Below are 15,093 nucleotides of genomic sequence, written 5' to 3'. Positions count from 1 at the left end.
TACGGTCGCCGGGTGATGAGCAGCAGGTCCGAGCACTCGACACACGCCGCCGGCGCACACCGGGCGCAGCGCCGCGCGCCCCGCGTCGCCACCACGCGCCCCCAGCGGCCTCCCGCGCGCTACGAGCCGTATCTGGACGGTCTGTTCACCTACTGCCTGTCGGTCCTGTGCGAGCACGACGCCGCCGCCGTCACGCTCGGCGATGTGCTGGCCGTCGCCGAGCGGCGGCTCGGGCGGGGGCGGGGGCGCGCTGAGGGCGAGGAGGAGCCGAGCCGTCCGTGGCTCTACGCGGTCGCCCGCTGGGCCTGTCTGCGCAAGCTCGCCGAGCTGCGGGAGCAGCGGGAGCCGAGGGCCGGTCGGGGTGGCCCGGACACCGCGCCGCCCGAGCCCGTCGCCGACCTGCGCCGCCGCGAACTGGCCGCGCTCGCCTGGCCCGAGGCCGCCGGGACCACCGCTGCCCAGCGCGAGGCGCTCGAACTCCACGTACGCCACCAGCTCACCCCCGCCGAGGTCGCCGCCGCGCTCGGCAAGGAGCCCGACGAGACCCGCGCCCTGCTTTCCAGCGCCGCCTGCGAGGTGGAGCGGACCCGCGCCGCGCTCGCCGTCGTCGAACTGGGCCACTGTCCCGTCGTCGCCCGGCTCGCGGGCGACACCCAGGTGCTGCTCTCCGCCGCGCTCCGCCGCGAGCTGGTGCGCCATGTCGACGACTGCCGCGAATGCCGCCGGATGGCGGAGCGGGCCACGGCGGACGGCCCTTGGCCCGGCACGGCCGCCGCCCCCGCCGCGCTGCCGGTGCTGGAGGCCCCCCGACCCGATGTGCACGCCGCGATGCTGTGCGCCCTGAGCGCCCGCCCCGTGCGCGCCGCGGCCGGTCCGCGCTTCGACCGGCGCGGCTTCCCGCTGGACCCCCAGGACCGGGCCGCCCGCCGCAGCAGGCTGCGCAGCCGCGCCCTGACCACGACCGTGGTCGCCACGGTCATCGCCGCCCCGGTGCTTGCCCTGTGGGCCGCCTACCGGGGCGCGCCGCTCGCCGGTGACGAGCACGACACGGATTCGGTGGCCGCCGCCAACGCGGACGGTGCGGACGGCACTGATGGCGCGGACAAGGCTCCGGCCGGTGAGCAGGATCGGTCCGCCGGACGTGCGTACGAGCAGGCGGGCAGCGCGCAGGACCGTTCCGGCGCGGCCCGCCTGCGGAGCCGGGCCGGTGCGCCGGGGGCCGCCGAGGTGACGGTCGAGGTCATCGGCGCGGACGGCGACCGGGACCGGCTCGGCCCGGGCGCCGGGCGGTCCCGCCGCCCGAGCGGCGGCGGCCGCCACGGCGGCGAATCCGCCCCGCCCCGCCCCGCCCCCGGTCCCGGGCGGCTCACCGTGGAGGCCCAGCCGAGCGGCGATGTGACGGTCATCACCCTGGCCGCCTCGGGCGGCGCCCCGGTGCACTGGTCGGCCTCGGCGTCGGGCGGCGCCCCCTGGCTCCAGCTGAGCCGCACCGCCGGTGAGCTGCGCCCCGGCGAATCGGTGACGATCACGGTGTCGGTCGACCACGACCGCGAGCCGCCGGGCCGGTGGCGGGCGCGGGTGATGGTGGCGCCGTCGGGCGCGATGGTGGTGATCGAGGGCCAGGGCCCCGCCCCGACCCCCACCCCCACATCCCCCGGCCCGAGCCAGCCCCCTTCGACCCCACCGCCCTCGGACTCGCCGACGCCGAAGGGATAGCGGGCGCGGGGGCAGCCGCCGCGAGCGTGCCGCCTCCCACGCCCAGGCGTCGGGGCCCGGCGCGGGCGCCCCGGCCCTCGCCGAGCCGCGGGTCTCGCCGTGGCGCCGAGCCCGTCGCCTTGGGCTGGGGCCGATGCCGCGCAGTCGTGCCGGCTACGGCCCGCAGCTCCTCGAAGGCCCGGCGCCCCGGCCCCGCGCAGGCGGGGGTCCAGGGGGCGCAGCCCCTGGTTACGGGAAGGGGCGGGGTGGGGGAGAAGAACCCCCTCAGCCCACCGGGTCCGCCGGGTGGGGGGCCACCAGGGGCAGGGAGGCCGCCAGCCGCGCCTCGCACAGCTCCGCCAGCCGGTCGTACCCCGCCTTGCCCATCAGCTCCGTCAGCTCCGGCCGGTACGACACGTACACCGGCTCCCCGGCGCCGTGTGCCGACACCGCCGAGGTGCACCACCAGTGCAGGTCGTGCCCGCCCGGGCCCCACCCCCGGCGGTCGTATTCGCCGATCGTGATCTGCAGCACCTGCGTGTCGTCCGGCCGGTCGATCCACTCGTACGACCGCCGCACCGGCAGCTGCCAGCAGACGTCCGGCTTGGTCTCCAGCGGTTCGCGCCCCTCCCGGAGCGCCAGGATGTGCAGCGCGCAGCCCGCGCCGCCCGCGAAGCCGGGGCGGTTCTGGAAGATGCACGAGCCCTCGTAGCGGCGTGTCTGTCGGTCGCCGTCGTCCTCGTCCTCCTGCACCCAGCCCCGGGCGTGCCCCTCGTCGTGGAACTGCCAGATCTCCGGGGTCAGCCGGGCCATGTGGCGGCCGACCCGCTCCTCGTCCTCCTCGTCCGAGAAGTGCGCGCCCAGGGTGCAGCAGCCGTCGCTCGCGCGACCGGCCTGGATGCCCTGGCAGCCCTGGCCGAAAACGCAGCTCCAGCGGGAGGTCAGCCAGGTCAGGTCGCAGCGGAAGACCTGTTCCTCGTCGGCGGGGTCGGGGAATTCGATCCAGGCGCGGGCGAAGTCCAGGCCGACCTCGTCCGCGGGCTGGGCCGCCGGGGAGGAGACCGGCGTCTGCTCCGGGCTCTGCTCCGACTCCGGGGCGTTCTTTCGGCCTTTGTCCTGCTTCGCCTTTTTCGTCTTTGCCACGGTGCAAGGGTATGCCCCCGCCATGAAGACGCCGGGGACGGGGACCGCACGAGGCCAGGAGGGAGCCGGGAGGGAGCCGGGAGGCGTCCGGGAGGGATCCCGTGCATGACCACGCCAGGCGCACAGTAGCGTTCTGGCCATGAGACTCGGTGTCCTCGACGTGGGTTCGAATACGGTCCATCTGCTGGTGGTGGACGCGCATCAGGGCGCCCGCCCGCTGCCCGCCCACTCCCACAAGGCGGAACTGCGGCTGGCCGAACTCCTCGACGGCGACGGGGCCATCGGCTCCGAAGGCGTCGACCGCCTGATCGCGGTGGTCAAGGAGGCGCTGCAGGCGGCCGAGGACAAGGGCGTCGAGGAGGTCCTGCCGTTCGCGACCTCCGCGGTACGGGAGGCCGCCAACGCGGACAGCGTCCTCGCCCGGGTCGCCGAGGAGACCGGCGTACGGCTGCGCGTGCTCAGCGGCGAGGACGAGGCCCGGCTCACCTTCCTGGCCGCCCGCCGCTGGTGCGGCTGGTCGTCCGGGCGGCTGCTGCTCCTGGACATCGGCGGCGGCTCGCTGGAGATCGCGTACGGGCTCGACGAGGAGCCCGACGCGGCGGTCTCGCTGCCGCTGGGCGCGGGCCGGCTCACCGCCGCGTGGCTGCCCGGCGACCCGCCCGACACGGGGGACGTCCGCGCCCTGCGCCGGCATGTGCGGACCGAGATCGCCCGCATCGTCGGCGACTTCAGCCGCCACAGCACACCGGACCAGGTGGTCGCCACCTCCAAGACCTTCAAGCAGCTGGCCCGGATCGCGGGCGCGGCACGCTCCGCCGAGGGCCTGTACGTGGAGCGCAGGCTGACCGCCAAGGCGCTGGAGGAGTGGGTGCCCCGGCTGGCGGCCATGCCCGTCGCGGAGCGCGCCGAGCTGCCGGGGGTGTCCGAGGGCCGGGCCCCGCAGCTGCTGGCGGGGGCGCTGGTCGCCGAGGCCGCCATGGATCTGTTCGGCGTCGACGTGCTGGAGATCTGCCCGTGGGCGCTGCGCGAGGGGGTCATTCTGCGCCGCCTGGACCACCTGCCCACATGACGCCTGAGCACCTGCCCGCATGACGCCTGGACCGCGTGCCCGCATGACGCCCGCATGACGTGATCGGCGGTCGCGGTTTAGTCGCACAGAGCAGCGGCCGTACGCTGTCCCTCGTGACAGAGCCAGTGGTGCGCATCCCGGATGCGAAGGTCGCCCTGTCCACCGCCTCGGTCTATCCGGAGTCGACGGCGACGGCCTTCGAGATCGCCGCGCGGCTGGGCTACGACGGTGTCGAGGTCATGGTGTGGACCGATCCGGTCAGCCAGGACATCGAGTCGCTGCGCCGCCTCTCGGAGTATCACGGGGTGCCGATTCTTGCCGTGCACGCGCCATGTCTGCTGATCACTCAGCGGGTGTGGTCCACCGATCCGTGGGTCAAGCTGCAGCGGGCCAAGGCGGCGGCCGAGCGGCTGGGCGCGTCCACCGTCGTCGTCCACCCGCCGTTCCGGTGGCAGCGCAATTACGCCCGCGAGTTCGTACGCGGAATCTGGCGGATGGCGGACGAGACCGACGTGCGATTCGCGGTGGAGAACATGTTCCCGTGGCGCTACCGCGACCGGGAGATGCTCGCGTACGCGCCGGACTGGGACGTCACCAAGGACGACTACCGGCACTTCACGATCGACCTGTCGCACACCGCGACCTCCCGCACCGACGCCCTGGACATGGTGGACCGGATGGGCGACCGGCTCGCCCATCTCCACCTCGCCGACGGCCACGGCTCGAACAAGGACGAGCACCTGGTGCCGGGGCGCGGCACCCAGCCCTGCGCCGAGCTGCTGGAACGTCTCGCCACGACCGGCTTCGACGGCCATGTGGTGGTCGAGGTGAACACCCGGCGGGCCATGTCCCAGGCCGAGCGCGAGGCCGATCTCGCGGAGGCGCTGGCCTTCACCCGGCTCCATCTGGCCTCCCCGACCCCGGCCTCCCGGACGGGCAGGGCGGTGCGCCGGAAGTGACCCCCGCGACACCCCCGCCCCCGCCGCCCGCCGCCGGTCCCCGCCGCGGCCGCGGCCGCCCGGCCCGCGGCAGCGTGGCCGACGGCCCCGGGGCCCGCGACCGGATCCTGACCGCCGCGCGCAACGAGTTCGCCGAGCGCGGCTACGACAAGGCCTCGATCCGCGGCATCGCCAAGGCCGCCGAGGTGGACCCGGCCCTGGTCCACCACTACTTCGGCACCAAGGAGCAGGTCTTCGGCGCGGCGATCGAGCTGATCCTGGCGCCCGCCATGGGCGCCCCGGACGCGGTGCACGGCGGCAGCCCGGAGGGCGCGGGCGAGCGGATGGCCCGCTACTTCTTCGCCACCTGGGAGAACCCGGTCACCCGGCTGCCCCTGCTGGCCGTGATGCGCTCCGCGCTCACCAACGAGGCGGCCGCCGCCGTACTGCGCGGGATGATCGAGCGGCGGCTGCTGATGCGGATGGCGCGCGACCTGGACGTACCGGACCCCAAGCTCCGGGCCCAGCTCGCGGCCGCCCAGATCCTCGGGGTCGCGATGCTGCGGTACGTGATCAAGATGGAGCCGGTGGCCTCCGCGACCGTGGACGAGATCATCGCCATGGTGGGCCCGACGCTCCAGCGCTATCTCACCGAGAAGTGACGCGTGGTTCCGTACGGTGAGCCGCCCGTCTCTGGATCCGGACACCGCATCGGGATTCGAGACCCACAGGCGTAGAGTCAGAAGACTCCGAACCGATCCGCACGTCCGCTTCACAGGACGCACTTACGAGGGAGCCGAGCACCGTGCCCGAGCTGAGGTCTCGCACCGTCACCCACGGCCGCAACATGGCGGGCGCCCGCGCCCTTATGCAGGCTTCCGGCGTAGCGCGTGAGGACTTCGGCAAGCCGATCGTCGCCGTGGCCAACAGCTTCACCGAGTTCGTTCCCGGCCACACCCACCTCCAGCCGGTCGGCCGGATCGTCAGCGAGGCGGTCCACGCGGCGGGCGGCATCCCGCGCGAGTTCAACACCATCGCCGTCGACGACGGCATCGCGATGGGCCACGGCGGGATGCTCTACAGCCTCCCCTCCCGCGACCTGATCGCCGACTCCGTCGAGTACATGGTCGAGGCGCACTGCGCGGACGCGCTGATCTGCATCTCCAACTGCGACAAGATCACGCCCGGGATGCTGATGGCCGCGATGCGGCTCAACATCCCGACCGTCTTCGTCTCCGGCGGCCCCATGGAGTCCGGCCGCGCGACCCTCGTCGACGGCACGGTCCGCAAGCTCGACCTGATCACCGCGATCTCCGAGGCCGTCAACGACAAGGTCTCGGACGAGGACATCGCCCTCATCGAGGACAACGCCTGTCCGACCTGCGGCTCCTGCTCCGGCATGTTCACCGCCAACTCGATGAACTGCCTCACCGAGGCGATCGGCCTCGCCTTGCCGGGGAACGGCTCGGTGCTGGCCACCCACACCGCCCGCAAGGAGCTGTACGAGACGGCCGGGCGCACGGTCGTGGAGATCACCAAGCGCCACTACGAGCAGGACGACCAGACCGTCCTGCCGCGCAACATCGGCTCCCGCGCCGCCTTCGAGAACGCCATGGCCCTCGACATCGCCATGGGCGGCTCCACCAACACGATCCTCCACCTGCTGGCCGCCGCCCAGGAGGCCGGGCTCGACTTCGACATGCAGGCGATCGACGAGATCTCCCGCCGGCTGCCCTGCCTGTCCAAGGTCGCGCCCAACATCGCCCCCGGCGGCGTCTACTACATGGAGGACGTCCACCGGGCCGGCGGCATCCCCGCCATCCTCGGCGAGCTGTACCGCGCGGGCCTCCTCAACGAGGACGTGCACTCGGTGCACTCCGATTCGCTCGCCGACTGGCTCAAGCAGTGGGACATCCGCGGTGGTTCGCCGTCCGCCGAGGCCGTCGAGCTGTTCCACGCCGCGCCCGGCTGCGTGCGCTCCGCGACCGCCTTCTCCCAGTCCGAGCGCTGGGACACCCTGGACACCGACGCCGAGGGCGGCTGCATCCGCGACGTCGCGCACGCCTACTCCACCGAGGGCGGCCTCGCCGTCCTCTACGGCAATCTCGCCGAGGACGGCTGCGTCGTGAAGACCGCGGGCGTCGACGAGTCGATCTGGACCTTCGAGGGCCCGGCCGTCGTCTGCGAGTCGCAGGAGGAAGCCGTCGAGCGGATCCTGAACAAGCAGGTCAAGGAGGGCGACGTCGTCGTCATCCGCTACGAGGGCCCCAAGGGCGGCCCCGGCATGCAGGAAATGCTCTACCCCACCTCCTTCCTCAAGGGCCGGGGCCTGGGCAAGGCCTGCGCGCTGATCACCGACGGCCGCTTCTCCGGCGGCACCTCGGGCCTGTCCATCGGCCACGCCTCCCCCGAGGCGGCCTCCGGCGGCACCATCGCCCTCGTCGAGGACGGCGACCGGATCCGCATCGACATCCCCGCCCGCACGATGGAACTCCTCGTGCCCGACGAGGAGTTGGCCGCCCGCCGCGAGGCCCTCGGCGGCGTCTACGCCCCGAAGAACCGCGAGCGCAAGGTGTCCACCGCCCTGCGCGCCTACGCGGCCATGGCCCTCAGCGCGGACAAGGGCGCCGTCCGGGACGTCACCCGGCTGGGATGAGCCCGGGATAGTTCACCAGCGCGCCGGATCCCGGGCGTCCACGGCGAACACCGTGCCGTCCGGGGCCGTCGCGAAGACCTTGCCCGCCGCCGCCACCGGCGCGGGCATCAGGGCCAGAAAGCCCTGGCCGTCGGGGCCATTCGCGCGGGGGCGGGTCTGGCCGAGCAGCCGGGCCCGCCGCGTGTCCACCGCCAGCAGCCGGCCGTCAGCCGACGAGAAGTACAGCCGCTCACCCGAGACCACCAGCGGCGAGGCGTTGGCCACCGAGGTCTCCATCCGCCACCGCTGCGCCCCGCGCGCGGTGTCGACGGCCACCAACCCGCCGTCCTCGCCCAGCAGATACACCCGGTCGCCCCGGGTGGCGGCGCTGCTCAGGGACACCGGCGCGGTCAGCTCGGACCGCCGCTCCGCCCGCCGCGCCGGGTCGTAGCGGACGACGGCGACGGTACGGGTCCGGTCGTCGGCCTCCGTCAGGTGAAGGACGCCGTCCGGGCCCGCCCCCACGGGGGTGAGGGTGCCGGAGAGCGAGCGCTGCCAGCGCGTCGTACCGCGCACCGTGTCGATCGCCGTGACCTGTGTGTGCCGGCCGTCCGGGGCGGTGGTGAGGGCGTAGGCGGTGCGGCCGTCGCCGTAACTGAAGAAGCTCGGCTCCGCGTGCCCGGCCAGGCGATGGCTCCAACGCTCCCGGTTCGTCGCCCCGTTCACCGCCGTGACGGTGCCGTCCGCCGCGACCAGCAGCACCGTGCCGCCCGCGGAGTACACCCGGCCGCCGTACGCGGACACCTCGCGGCTCCAGCGGACCGCGTGGGTACGCGGATCCAGCGCCTCCAGCCGCGTCCCGTCCGGCGACACCATCCGCACCAGACCGCCCGCCGGGACCGGCGCGTCCGTGGCCGTCCCGCCGGGGCGGCTCGTGGTGGCGGGGCGCGACCACACCACCCGGCCGTCGGCGGGGTCGATGCGGGCGGCCTGGACGCCGCGCGCCGCGCAGTACAGCGCGCCGTCCCCGTACGAACAGGACGCGGGCCGCGCGCCCTCGGCCTTCGCCTCGGCCGCGCCGCCGCGCAGCTCCCGCTCCCACGGCCGCCACGCGGTGGTGGTCGCGGCGCTGTTCCGCGGTTGCCGCTCAGCGGCGGACTCCCGTTCGTCCAGCTGACGCAGCCCGACGACCGTGCCCGCGCCCAGCAGGACGAGCGCGGCGAGCGCCGCCGGGGCCCACCGCCGCACACCCCGGCGGCCACGCGGCGCGGCCTCCCCGGCCACCTCGGGCCCGGCCACCTCGGGCCCGGCCGCTTCGGGCCCGGGCGCCTCGGGCCCGGGCGCCGCCTCGGGCTCCTGCTCCGCCTCGGGCTCAGACGGAACCACCGGCTCGGACGACACTCGCGGCTCCGCCACCCGCTGCGCCGGAAGCATCACGGGGGCGGCGGGCCCCCGCACCTCCGGCGGCTGCGGCCCGCGGACCGCCCGCAACACGGTCATCAGGGCATCCGGGGTGGGCCGTTCCGCGGGGTTCTTGGCGAGACAGCGCTCGATCAGCGGCAGCAGTTCGTCCGGCACCCCCGCCAGATCCGCCTCGTCGTGCACCACTTGGTACGCCACGATGTACGGGCTCTCCGACTCGAACGGCCCCCGCCCCGTCGCCGCGTGCACCAGCAGCGACCCCAGCGCGAACACGTCCGCCGCCGGGCCCACCGCCCGCGGCCGCTGGAACTGCTCGGGCGCCATGAACGGCGGTGTGCCGATCAACTTGCCCGTCTCGGTGCGCAGTTCGCTGTCGGACGGCCGGGAGATCCCGAAGTCGATGACCTTCGGGCCGTCCGCCGCGAGCAGCACATTGCTCGGCTTCAGATCGCGGTGGACGACCCCCACCCGATGGATGTCGCGCAGCGCCTCCGCGAGCCCGGCCGCCAGCGCCACCACCTCGTCCGACGCCAACGAGCCGTTCCGCTTGACGTGTTCGGCCAGGGTCGGGCCGGGGATGTAGGTGGTGGCCATCCAGGGCCGCGGCCCTTCCGGATCGGCGTCCACGACGGGCGCCGTGAACGCCCCGCTGACCCGCCGCGCGGCCGCCACCTCCTGCCGGAACCGCGCCCTGAACTCGGGGTCTTCGGCGAACTCGGCATGTACGACCTTCACCGCGAGCCGTCGGCCCGACGCCGAGCGGGCGAGGTGGACCACGCCCATGCCACCCGAGCCGAGGCGTGCCTCCAGCCGGTACTGCCCGGCGTACTCCATGTCTTCCGCTTCTGGCCCCGTCCCGGCTCCGCGCCCCGGCGGCATGCCCCACCCCCGTGTAATCGGCCCGCTAAGCGACTCGGCGAGCCTAGTCGATGATGTGTACGAGCCTTGTTAACCTCCCCATGTCGTGTCACTTGATCCGACATCCGACATGTGCACAACTCGCACAACTTCGGAACGAAGATTCAACGGGGGAGGGCCACATGGCCATCGAAGAAGCCGTCGCGCAAGCCGTCACCTATCCGACCGCGCCCGGCTACCAGGTGAACGTCCGCAGCGGTCCCGGCACGGGTTACGCACTGGTCAAGAAGCTGCCGGTGGACACCCGGGTGCCGATCCGCTGCCAGACGCACGGTCAGCGGGTGTCCGGCCCGTACGGTTCGACGGACATCTGGGACTGCGTCGCGCCGGGGCAGTACGTGTCCGACGCGTATGTGAAGACGGGAAGCGACGGCTTCGTCACCGTCGCCTGCGGCTGAACCGCTCGCCCGGCTGAACTGCGCGCCCGGTTGCCCCGCGCGCCCGGCGAAAAGCCCCGGGCCCCCGGCGCGAGAAGCGCCGAGGGCCCGGGGCTGGGCTGTGCCGTTCAGGTCTTACGCGGGTACTTTCGTGTCCTCTTCGACGGGTTCCGCGTGGCTCACCACCGCGTTGTGCCGCTCGGTCCACGTGGCCAGCGCCATCTCGCAGGCGTGGTCCACATGGCGCAGACCCCGCAGGTCCAGCTCCACGACCCGCTCACGGGGCAGCGCCTCCAGCTCGTCCAGCAGCTTGGGCAGCCGGAGGAAGGTCGCGTTGCCGAGCACCCGCACCTTGATGGGCTGGTCCTCGTCGGCGTCGTCGCGCCCCGTGACGTCGATGTGGACGTGCGAGGTCTCCCAGGCGGTCTTGATGACCGACAGCAGCAGACCGATGATGACGCCCTCGAACATGTCGGTGGTGACGATGGCCCCGGCGGTCACGATCAGGATGATCGCCTCGCCCCGGCGCTCCCGCCACAGCGGCAGCAGCTCCTTGGTCGGGATCAGCTTCCAGCCCGCGTGCACCAGCACACCGGCGAGCGTCGCGATCGGGATGATGCCCAGCGCGGAGGGGAAGAGGACCGCGAAGACCAGCAGCCACACACCGTGCAGGATGCGCGAGAGCTTCGTCTTGGCACCGGCGAACACGTTGGCCGAGCTGCGCACGATCACCGCGGTCATCGGCAGCGCGCCGAGCACACCGCACACCGCGTTACCGGCGCCCTGCGCCATCAGTTCCTTGTCGTACTCGGTGCGCGGGCCGTCGTGCAGCCGGTCCACGGCCGCCGCGCTGAACAGGCTCTCCGCCGACGCGATCAGCGTGAACGCGAGGACGGTTCCGATCATGCCCACTTCGGTCAGCTGGGTGAACTCACCGAGGCCGGGGGGCTGGATGGCCTCCAGCAGACCCTTGACCTCGACCCGGGCGATCGGCAGATCGAGGCTGACCGTCGCGATCGTCGCGAGCATGACCGCGGCCAGCGGTGCGGGCAGGACCTTGGCGCCCTGCTTGAAGCGCGGCCAGAAGACCAGGACCAGGATGGTTCCGACGCCGATGGCCACGGCCGTGAGCGAGTCGCTCGACCCGGCCACATCGCCGATCAGCCCGGGAATCCCGAAGATCTTGTCGAGCCCGCTGCTCGGGGCCTTCATGTCGCCGAGCGCGTAGAGCTGCCCGGCGATCAGTACGAGGCCGATACCGGCCAGCATGCCCTGCACCACGGCGAGCGAGATCGCCCGGAACCAGCGGCCGAAGCCCAGGGCGCCCATGGCCAGCTGGAGCAGTCCGGAGATCAGGACGAGTACGCCCAGCGCCGCGACGCCGTATTCCTGTACCGCCTCGTAGACCAGCACCGTCAGACCGGCGGCGGGGCCGGAGACCTGCAGGCTGCTGCCCGGCAGGAGGCCGGTGACCAGACCGCCGACGATGCCGGTGATCAGGCCCAGCTCGGCCGGGACGCCGGAGGCGACGGCCACACCCACGCACAGGGGCACGGCCACCAGGAAGACGACGAGGGAAGCGGTGAAGTCGGCGCGGAATGTCCCCGCGCCGGGGGAAGAGCCTGCGGCGCCGCCGGCGCCGCGGAAACGGTCGAGTAGAGAGTTTCGCATGAGGGTTGCCTCCAGTGCGCCCCGTCACCGGCTCTGGGCAGGCGGGGGCATGGCATAGCACTTCGTCAGTGGGATCGATGGAATCGGTCGCTGGCGGTGAAGCTCGCTTGCTCACACGAAGCGTGAGGAAGCGTGAAACGTGACGCGCGAGGGCGCACGAAATAAGCCGTCATGAGCCGTCGGCATATGACGGCGCAACCCTCAGCAGCGGAAGATCTGGAGAGTGACGGGCAGCTCGCCCGATCTCGAGACCGGCACGGCCTCTCGGCCCGTGCGGGATGTGGTGATCGCGGTGCGCGGCATCGGCACACCGGCGTCGCATCCGCACACACATCCGTATTTGCCGCTCGGTGTGGGTGCGGTCAGCGGGGCTCGTCCGTTACGGAGCCCGTTGCAGTCCTCGACCCCGTCATCATGATGGGTGGAGAGAGCCTTGATGATCGGCTTGGGGTCGGCGGACGCCGTCGAGGCGATCGTTTCGGGATGGGTGACCTGCGCGGACGTGCAGTCTGCGGCGATGAAGAGGGCGAGCAGTACGGATACCACGGCCAGTAGCCCACGGGCGGTATGCCGGACCGTCCTCACCATCGCCTCCCTCCTGTACGTATCGACACTCAACTCCATTGTGTCCAGAAGCCCGTGACCATTTGCAAGTTGATATGTAACCAACTTGTGAACGGAGAGGCATCGAACAGGACGGATTCCTTCCGGTCGCTCCGGCGGACGCCAGCGCTCACCAGCGATCGGGTCACGCCGGGTCGCCGAGAGGAGCGGTGAAAAATATTATTCATCGAACAATGAATAACGCGCGGCGCGTCACCCGGCTGCCCGGTGCGAGGATGAGAGACGTCCATCCATCGCAGCAACGCACGAGGTGAGCCGCACTATGACGGAGACGGTCGCCGTGCTCGGCACGGGAAAGATCGGCGAAGCCCTTCTCAGCGGAATGATCCGCGGTGGCTGGAAACCGACCGATCTGCTGGTCACCGCCCGGCGCCCGGAGCGCGCCCAGGAGCTGCGGTCACGCTACGGCGTCGAGGCCGTCACCAACGCCGAGGCCGCCAAGGCCGCCGACACCCTCATCCTCACCGTCAAGCCGCAGGACATGAGCACGCTGCTGGACGAGCTGGCCCCGCATGTGCCCGCCGACCGGCTGGTGATCTCCGGCGCCGCGGGCATCCCCACCTCCTTCTTCGAGGCGCGCCTGGCCGTCGGCACCCCCGTGGTGCGCGTCATGACCAACACCCCGGCCCTCGTCGACGAGGCCATGTCCGTCATCTCGGCGGGCAGCCACGCCAAGGAGGAGCACCTCGTCCACACCGAGGCGATCTTCGGCGGCGTCGGCAAGACGCTCCGCGTCCCGGAGAGCCAGCAGGACGCCGCGACCGCCCTCTCCGGCTCCGGTCCCGCGTACTTCTACTTTCTCGTCGAGGCCATGACGGACGCCGGAATCCTGCTCGGGCTGCCCCGCGACAAGGCCCACGACCTGATCGTCCAGGCGGCGATCGGCGCCGCGACGATGCTGCGCGACAGCGGCCAGCACCCGGTCTCGCTGCGCGAGGCCGTGACCTCCCCCGCGGGTACGACGATCAACGCCATCCGCGAACTGGAGAGCCACGGCGTACGCGCGGCCCTGATCGCCGCCCTGGAGGCGGCCCGCGACCGCAGCCGCGAGCTGGCCTCCGGCAACAGCTGACCCGACTGCCTGCCCGCCCGGGGCCGGGGCCCGAGAGCCCCGGCCCGGGTTCCGCGGCTCAGGCCGGCGGGAGCAGCCCCACCGCCGCATAGGCGGCGTCGACCCGCGGCCGGGCCAGCGCCCGGGCCCGCTCGGCCCCGGCCCGCAGCACCCGGTCCACATAACCCGGATCCGCGCTCAGCTCGGCATGCCGGGCCCGGAGCGGCCGCAGCAGCTCCACCACCGCCTCGGCCACCGCCCCCTTCAACGCCCCGTACGAGGTGTACTCCTCGGCCAGCACCTCCGGCTTGCCCCCGGTGCACGCCGCGAGCACATCCAGCAGATTCGCCACCCCGGGCCGCTCCTCCCGGTCGTACCGGACATCGCTGCCGCTGTCCGTGACCGCCCGCATGATCTTCTTGCGCACGACATCGGTCTCGTCCAGCAGATAGACGATGCCCCTGCCCTCGCCGTGCGACTTGCCCATCTTCGACAGCGGGTCCTGCAGATCCATCACCCGCGCCGCCACCGGCGGAGCCGTCGCCCGGGGAACGGTGAAGACCGGCCCGTACCGCTGGTTGAACCGCCGCGCCAGATCCCGGGCCAGCTCCACATGCTGCGTCTGGTCGTCACCGACCGGCACCTCGTCCGTCCCGTACGCCAGGATGTCGGCCGCCATCAGCGCCGGATAGGTGAGCAGCGACAGCCGTACGCTCCTGCCGCGCGCCGACTCCTGCGCGACCTTCTCCTTGTACTGGATCATCCGCCGCATCTCGCCGTCGGCGGCCGTGCACTCCATCAGATAGGACAGCCGCGCGTGTTCGTCCACATGACTCTGGACGAACAGGGTGCACTGCGCCGGATCCAGACCGGCGGCGAGGAACAGCGTGGCCGCCTGCCGGGTCAGCCGTCGCACCCGCGCCGGATCGTGCTCCACGGTCAGCGCGTGCAGATCGACGACGCAGAACAGCGCGTCGGCCCGGTACTGGTCCTCCTCGACCCACCGGCGCACGGCGCCGAGGTAGTTGCCGAGGGTCAGATGCCCGGTCGGCTTGACCCCGCTGAAGATCCTGGGCCGTGCCGTCGTGGTGTGTGCCATGGGTGTGCTCTCTCCCGTTGTCCCGGGACCGCCGGACCGGACGGCCGGCTCCCCGAGAGGGAGGAGATACGAAAACGGCCGCCGGAGCGGCGGCCGTGGAGGTGCATGCGCTGGGGGCGGCCGCCGTCAGGCGGGCCACCACTGTGCGATGTGCGCATGCTTCGTCATGGCACAGAGAGTACGCCCACCGGAGCCCTCCGGCACGGGTTTGAACGCCGCCGGGGCGTCGTGTAGTGTTCTTCGAGTTGTCACGGAGCCCGCAGGGAAACGGGACAGCCACTCGAGCCGCACCGGCGGCAAACCACTCCGCACGACCCCCAATCGGGAACGACTTCGGCATGCCGAAATCCGGACCAAAAAGCTCGATTATGAGCATCCGGGGGAATCCGCTAAAGTGGTGGACACGCCGGAAGGCGCGAAACACCCCGCTCCAACAGGGGGCCGGAAACGG

At 72.6% G+C, this 15,093-nt stretch carries 12 protein-coding genes; 7 read left to right on the top strand and 5 right to left on the bottom strand.

Features of this window, described 5'->3' with window-relative positions:
• Nucleotides 1-15: 15 nt before the first annotated feature.
• On the top strand, nucleotides 16-1,716 hold the full coding sequence (locus tag ACFZCY_RS39730) for a sigma-70 family RNA polymerase sigma factor (RefSeq protein ID WP_391185053.1): 1,701 nt from the start codon (nucleotides 16-18) through the stop codon (nucleotides 1,714-1,716).
• Nucleotides 1,717-1,980: 264 nt separating this feature from the next.
• On the opposite strand, the gene ACFZCY_RS39725 is transcribed toward ACFZCY_RS39730, so the two are convergent.
• Complete coding sequence (locus ACFZCY_RS39725; RefSeq protein ID WP_391185050.1) at nucleotides 1,981-2,838, bottom strand: hypothetical protein; 858 nt, start codon at nucleotides 2,836-2,838, stop codon at nucleotides 1,981-1,983.
• Between the two features lie 139 nt (nucleotides 2,839-2,977).
• On the opposite strand from ACFZCY_RS39725, the gene ACFZCY_RS39720 reads away from it, so the two are divergent.
• The 4 genes from ACFZCY_RS39720 (at nucleotide 2,978) to ilvD (ending at nucleotide 7,501) form a co-directional block, all read left to right on the top strand.
• Nucleotides 2,978-3,907: a Ppx/GppA family phosphatase gene (locus ACFZCY_RS39720; protein WP_391185048.1), complete on the top strand. Its 930-nt coding sequence runs from the start codon at nucleotides 2,978-2,980 to the stop codon at nucleotides 3,905-3,907.
• 113 nt (nucleotides 3,908-4,020) lie between these two features.
• On the top strand, nucleotides 4,021-4,866 hold the full coding sequence (locus ACFZCY_RS39715) for a sugar phosphate isomerase/epimerase (RefSeq protein ID WP_361490173.1): 846 nt from the start codon (nucleotides 4,021-4,023) through the stop codon (nucleotides 4,864-4,866).
• Entirely contained in the window at nucleotides 4,863-5,507 is a 645-nt protein-coding gene (locus ACFZCY_RS39710) for a TetR family transcriptional regulator (protein WP_391185044.1), read from the top strand. The genes ACFZCY_RS39715 and ACFZCY_RS39710 overlap by 4 nt, the downstream gene beginning before the upstream one ends.
• 143 nt (nucleotides 5,508-5,650) lie before the next feature.
• A complete protein-coding gene (gene ilvD, locus ACFZCY_RS39705; protein WP_391185042.1) occupies nucleotides 5,651-7,501 on the top strand; it encodes a dihydroxy-acid dehydratase in 1,851 nt (616 codons plus the stop codon).
• Nucleotides 7,502-7,513: 12 nt separating this feature from the next.
• Here the strand turns inward: ilvD and ACFZCY_RS39700 are convergent, their stop codons facing one another.
• Nucleotides 7,514-9,781, bottom strand: a complete 2,268-nt coding sequence (locus ACFZCY_RS39700; protein WP_391185039.1) for a PQQ-binding-like beta-propeller repeat protein — start codon at nucleotides 9,779-9,781, stop codon at nucleotides 7,514-7,516.
• A gap of 161 nt (nucleotides 9,782-9,942) precedes the next feature.
• Here ACFZCY_RS39700 and ACFZCY_RS39695 point away from each other — a divergent pair, with 161 nt between their 5' ends.
• Nucleotides 9,943-10,218, top strand: coding sequence for an SH3 domain-containing protein (locus tag ACFZCY_RS39695; protein WP_391185037.1), 276 nt, complete (start codon nucleotides 9,943-9,945; stop codon nucleotides 10,216-10,218).
• 114 nt (nucleotides 10,219-10,332) lie between these two features.
• On the opposite strand, the gene ACFZCY_RS39690 is transcribed toward ACFZCY_RS39695, so the two are convergent.
• Both ACFZCY_RS39690 and ACFZCY_RS39685 read right to left on the bottom strand, forming a co-directional pair.
• On the bottom strand, nucleotides 10,333-11,868 hold the full coding sequence (locus ACFZCY_RS39690; protein ID WP_391185034.1) for a SulP family inorganic anion transporter: 1,536 nt from the start codon (nucleotides 11,866-11,868) through the stop codon (nucleotides 10,333-10,335).
• Between the two features lie 201 nt (nucleotides 11,869-12,069).
• Nucleotides 12,070-12,456, bottom strand: a complete 387-nt coding sequence (locus ACFZCY_RS39685) for a hypothetical protein (RefSeq protein WP_391185031.1) — start codon at nucleotides 12,454-12,456, stop codon at nucleotides 12,070-12,072.
• Between the two features lie 298 nt (nucleotides 12,457-12,754).
• Here ACFZCY_RS39685 and proC point away from each other — a divergent pair, with 298 nt between their 5' ends.
• Nucleotides 12,755-13,564, top strand: coding sequence for a pyrroline-5-carboxylate reductase (gene proC / locus ACFZCY_RS39680; protein WP_391185029.1), 810 nt, complete (start codon nucleotides 12,755-12,757; stop codon nucleotides 13,562-13,564).
• A gap of 58 nt (nucleotides 13,565-13,622) precedes the next feature.
• Here the strand turns inward: proC and trpS are convergent, their stop codons facing one another.
• Nucleotides 13,623-14,642, bottom strand: a complete 1,020-nt coding sequence (gene trpS / locus ACFZCY_RS39675) for a tryptophan--tRNA ligase (protein ID WP_391185026.1) — start codon at nucleotides 14,640-14,642, stop codon at nucleotides 13,623-13,625.
• Nucleotides 14,643-15,093 lie beyond the last annotated feature (451 nt).

Source organism: Streptomyces sp. NPDC007983 (assembly GCF_042958345.1).
GTDB lineage: Bacteria > Actinomycetota > Actinomycetes > Streptomycetales > Streptomycetaceae > Streptomyces.
The sequence above is the reverse complement of the archived record's forward strand: the minus strand, read 5'-3'. Positions and strand labels throughout refer to the sequence as shown.

Bases quoted from the DNA above. Each gene is read 5' to 3' on its own strand.
- ACFZCY_RS39730 (WP_391185053.1), top strand. From the start codon at position 16: ATGAGCAGCAGGTCCGAGCACTCGACACACGCCGCCGGCGCACACCGG.
- ACFZCY_RS39685 (WP_391185031.1), bottom strand. From the start codon at position 12,456: ATGGTGAGGACGGTCCGGCATACCGCCCGTGGGCTACTGGCCGTGGTA.
- ACFZCY_RS39700 (WP_391185039.1), bottom strand. From the start codon at position 9,781: ATGCCGCCGGGGCGCGGAGCCGGGACGGGGCCAGAAGCGGAAGACATG.
- trpS (WP_391185026.1), bottom strand. From the start codon at position 14,642: ATGGCACACACCACGACGGCACGGCCCAGGATCTTCAGCGGGGTCAAG.
- ACFZCY_RS39720 (WP_391185048.1), top strand. From the start codon at position 2,978: ATGAGACTCGGTGTCCTCGACGTGGGTTCGAATACGGTCCATCTGCTG.
- proC (WP_391185029.1), top strand. From the start codon at position 12,755: ATGACGGAGACGGTCGCCGTGCTCGGCACGGGAAAGATCGGCGAAGCC.
- ACFZCY_RS39690 (WP_391185034.1), bottom strand. From the start codon at position 11,868: ATGCGAAACTCTCTACTCGACCGTTTCCGCGGCGCCGGCGGCGCCGCA.
- ACFZCY_RS39695 (WP_391185037.1), top strand. From the start codon at position 9,943: ATGGCCATCGAAGAAGCCGTCGCGCAAGCCGTCACCTATCCGACCGCG.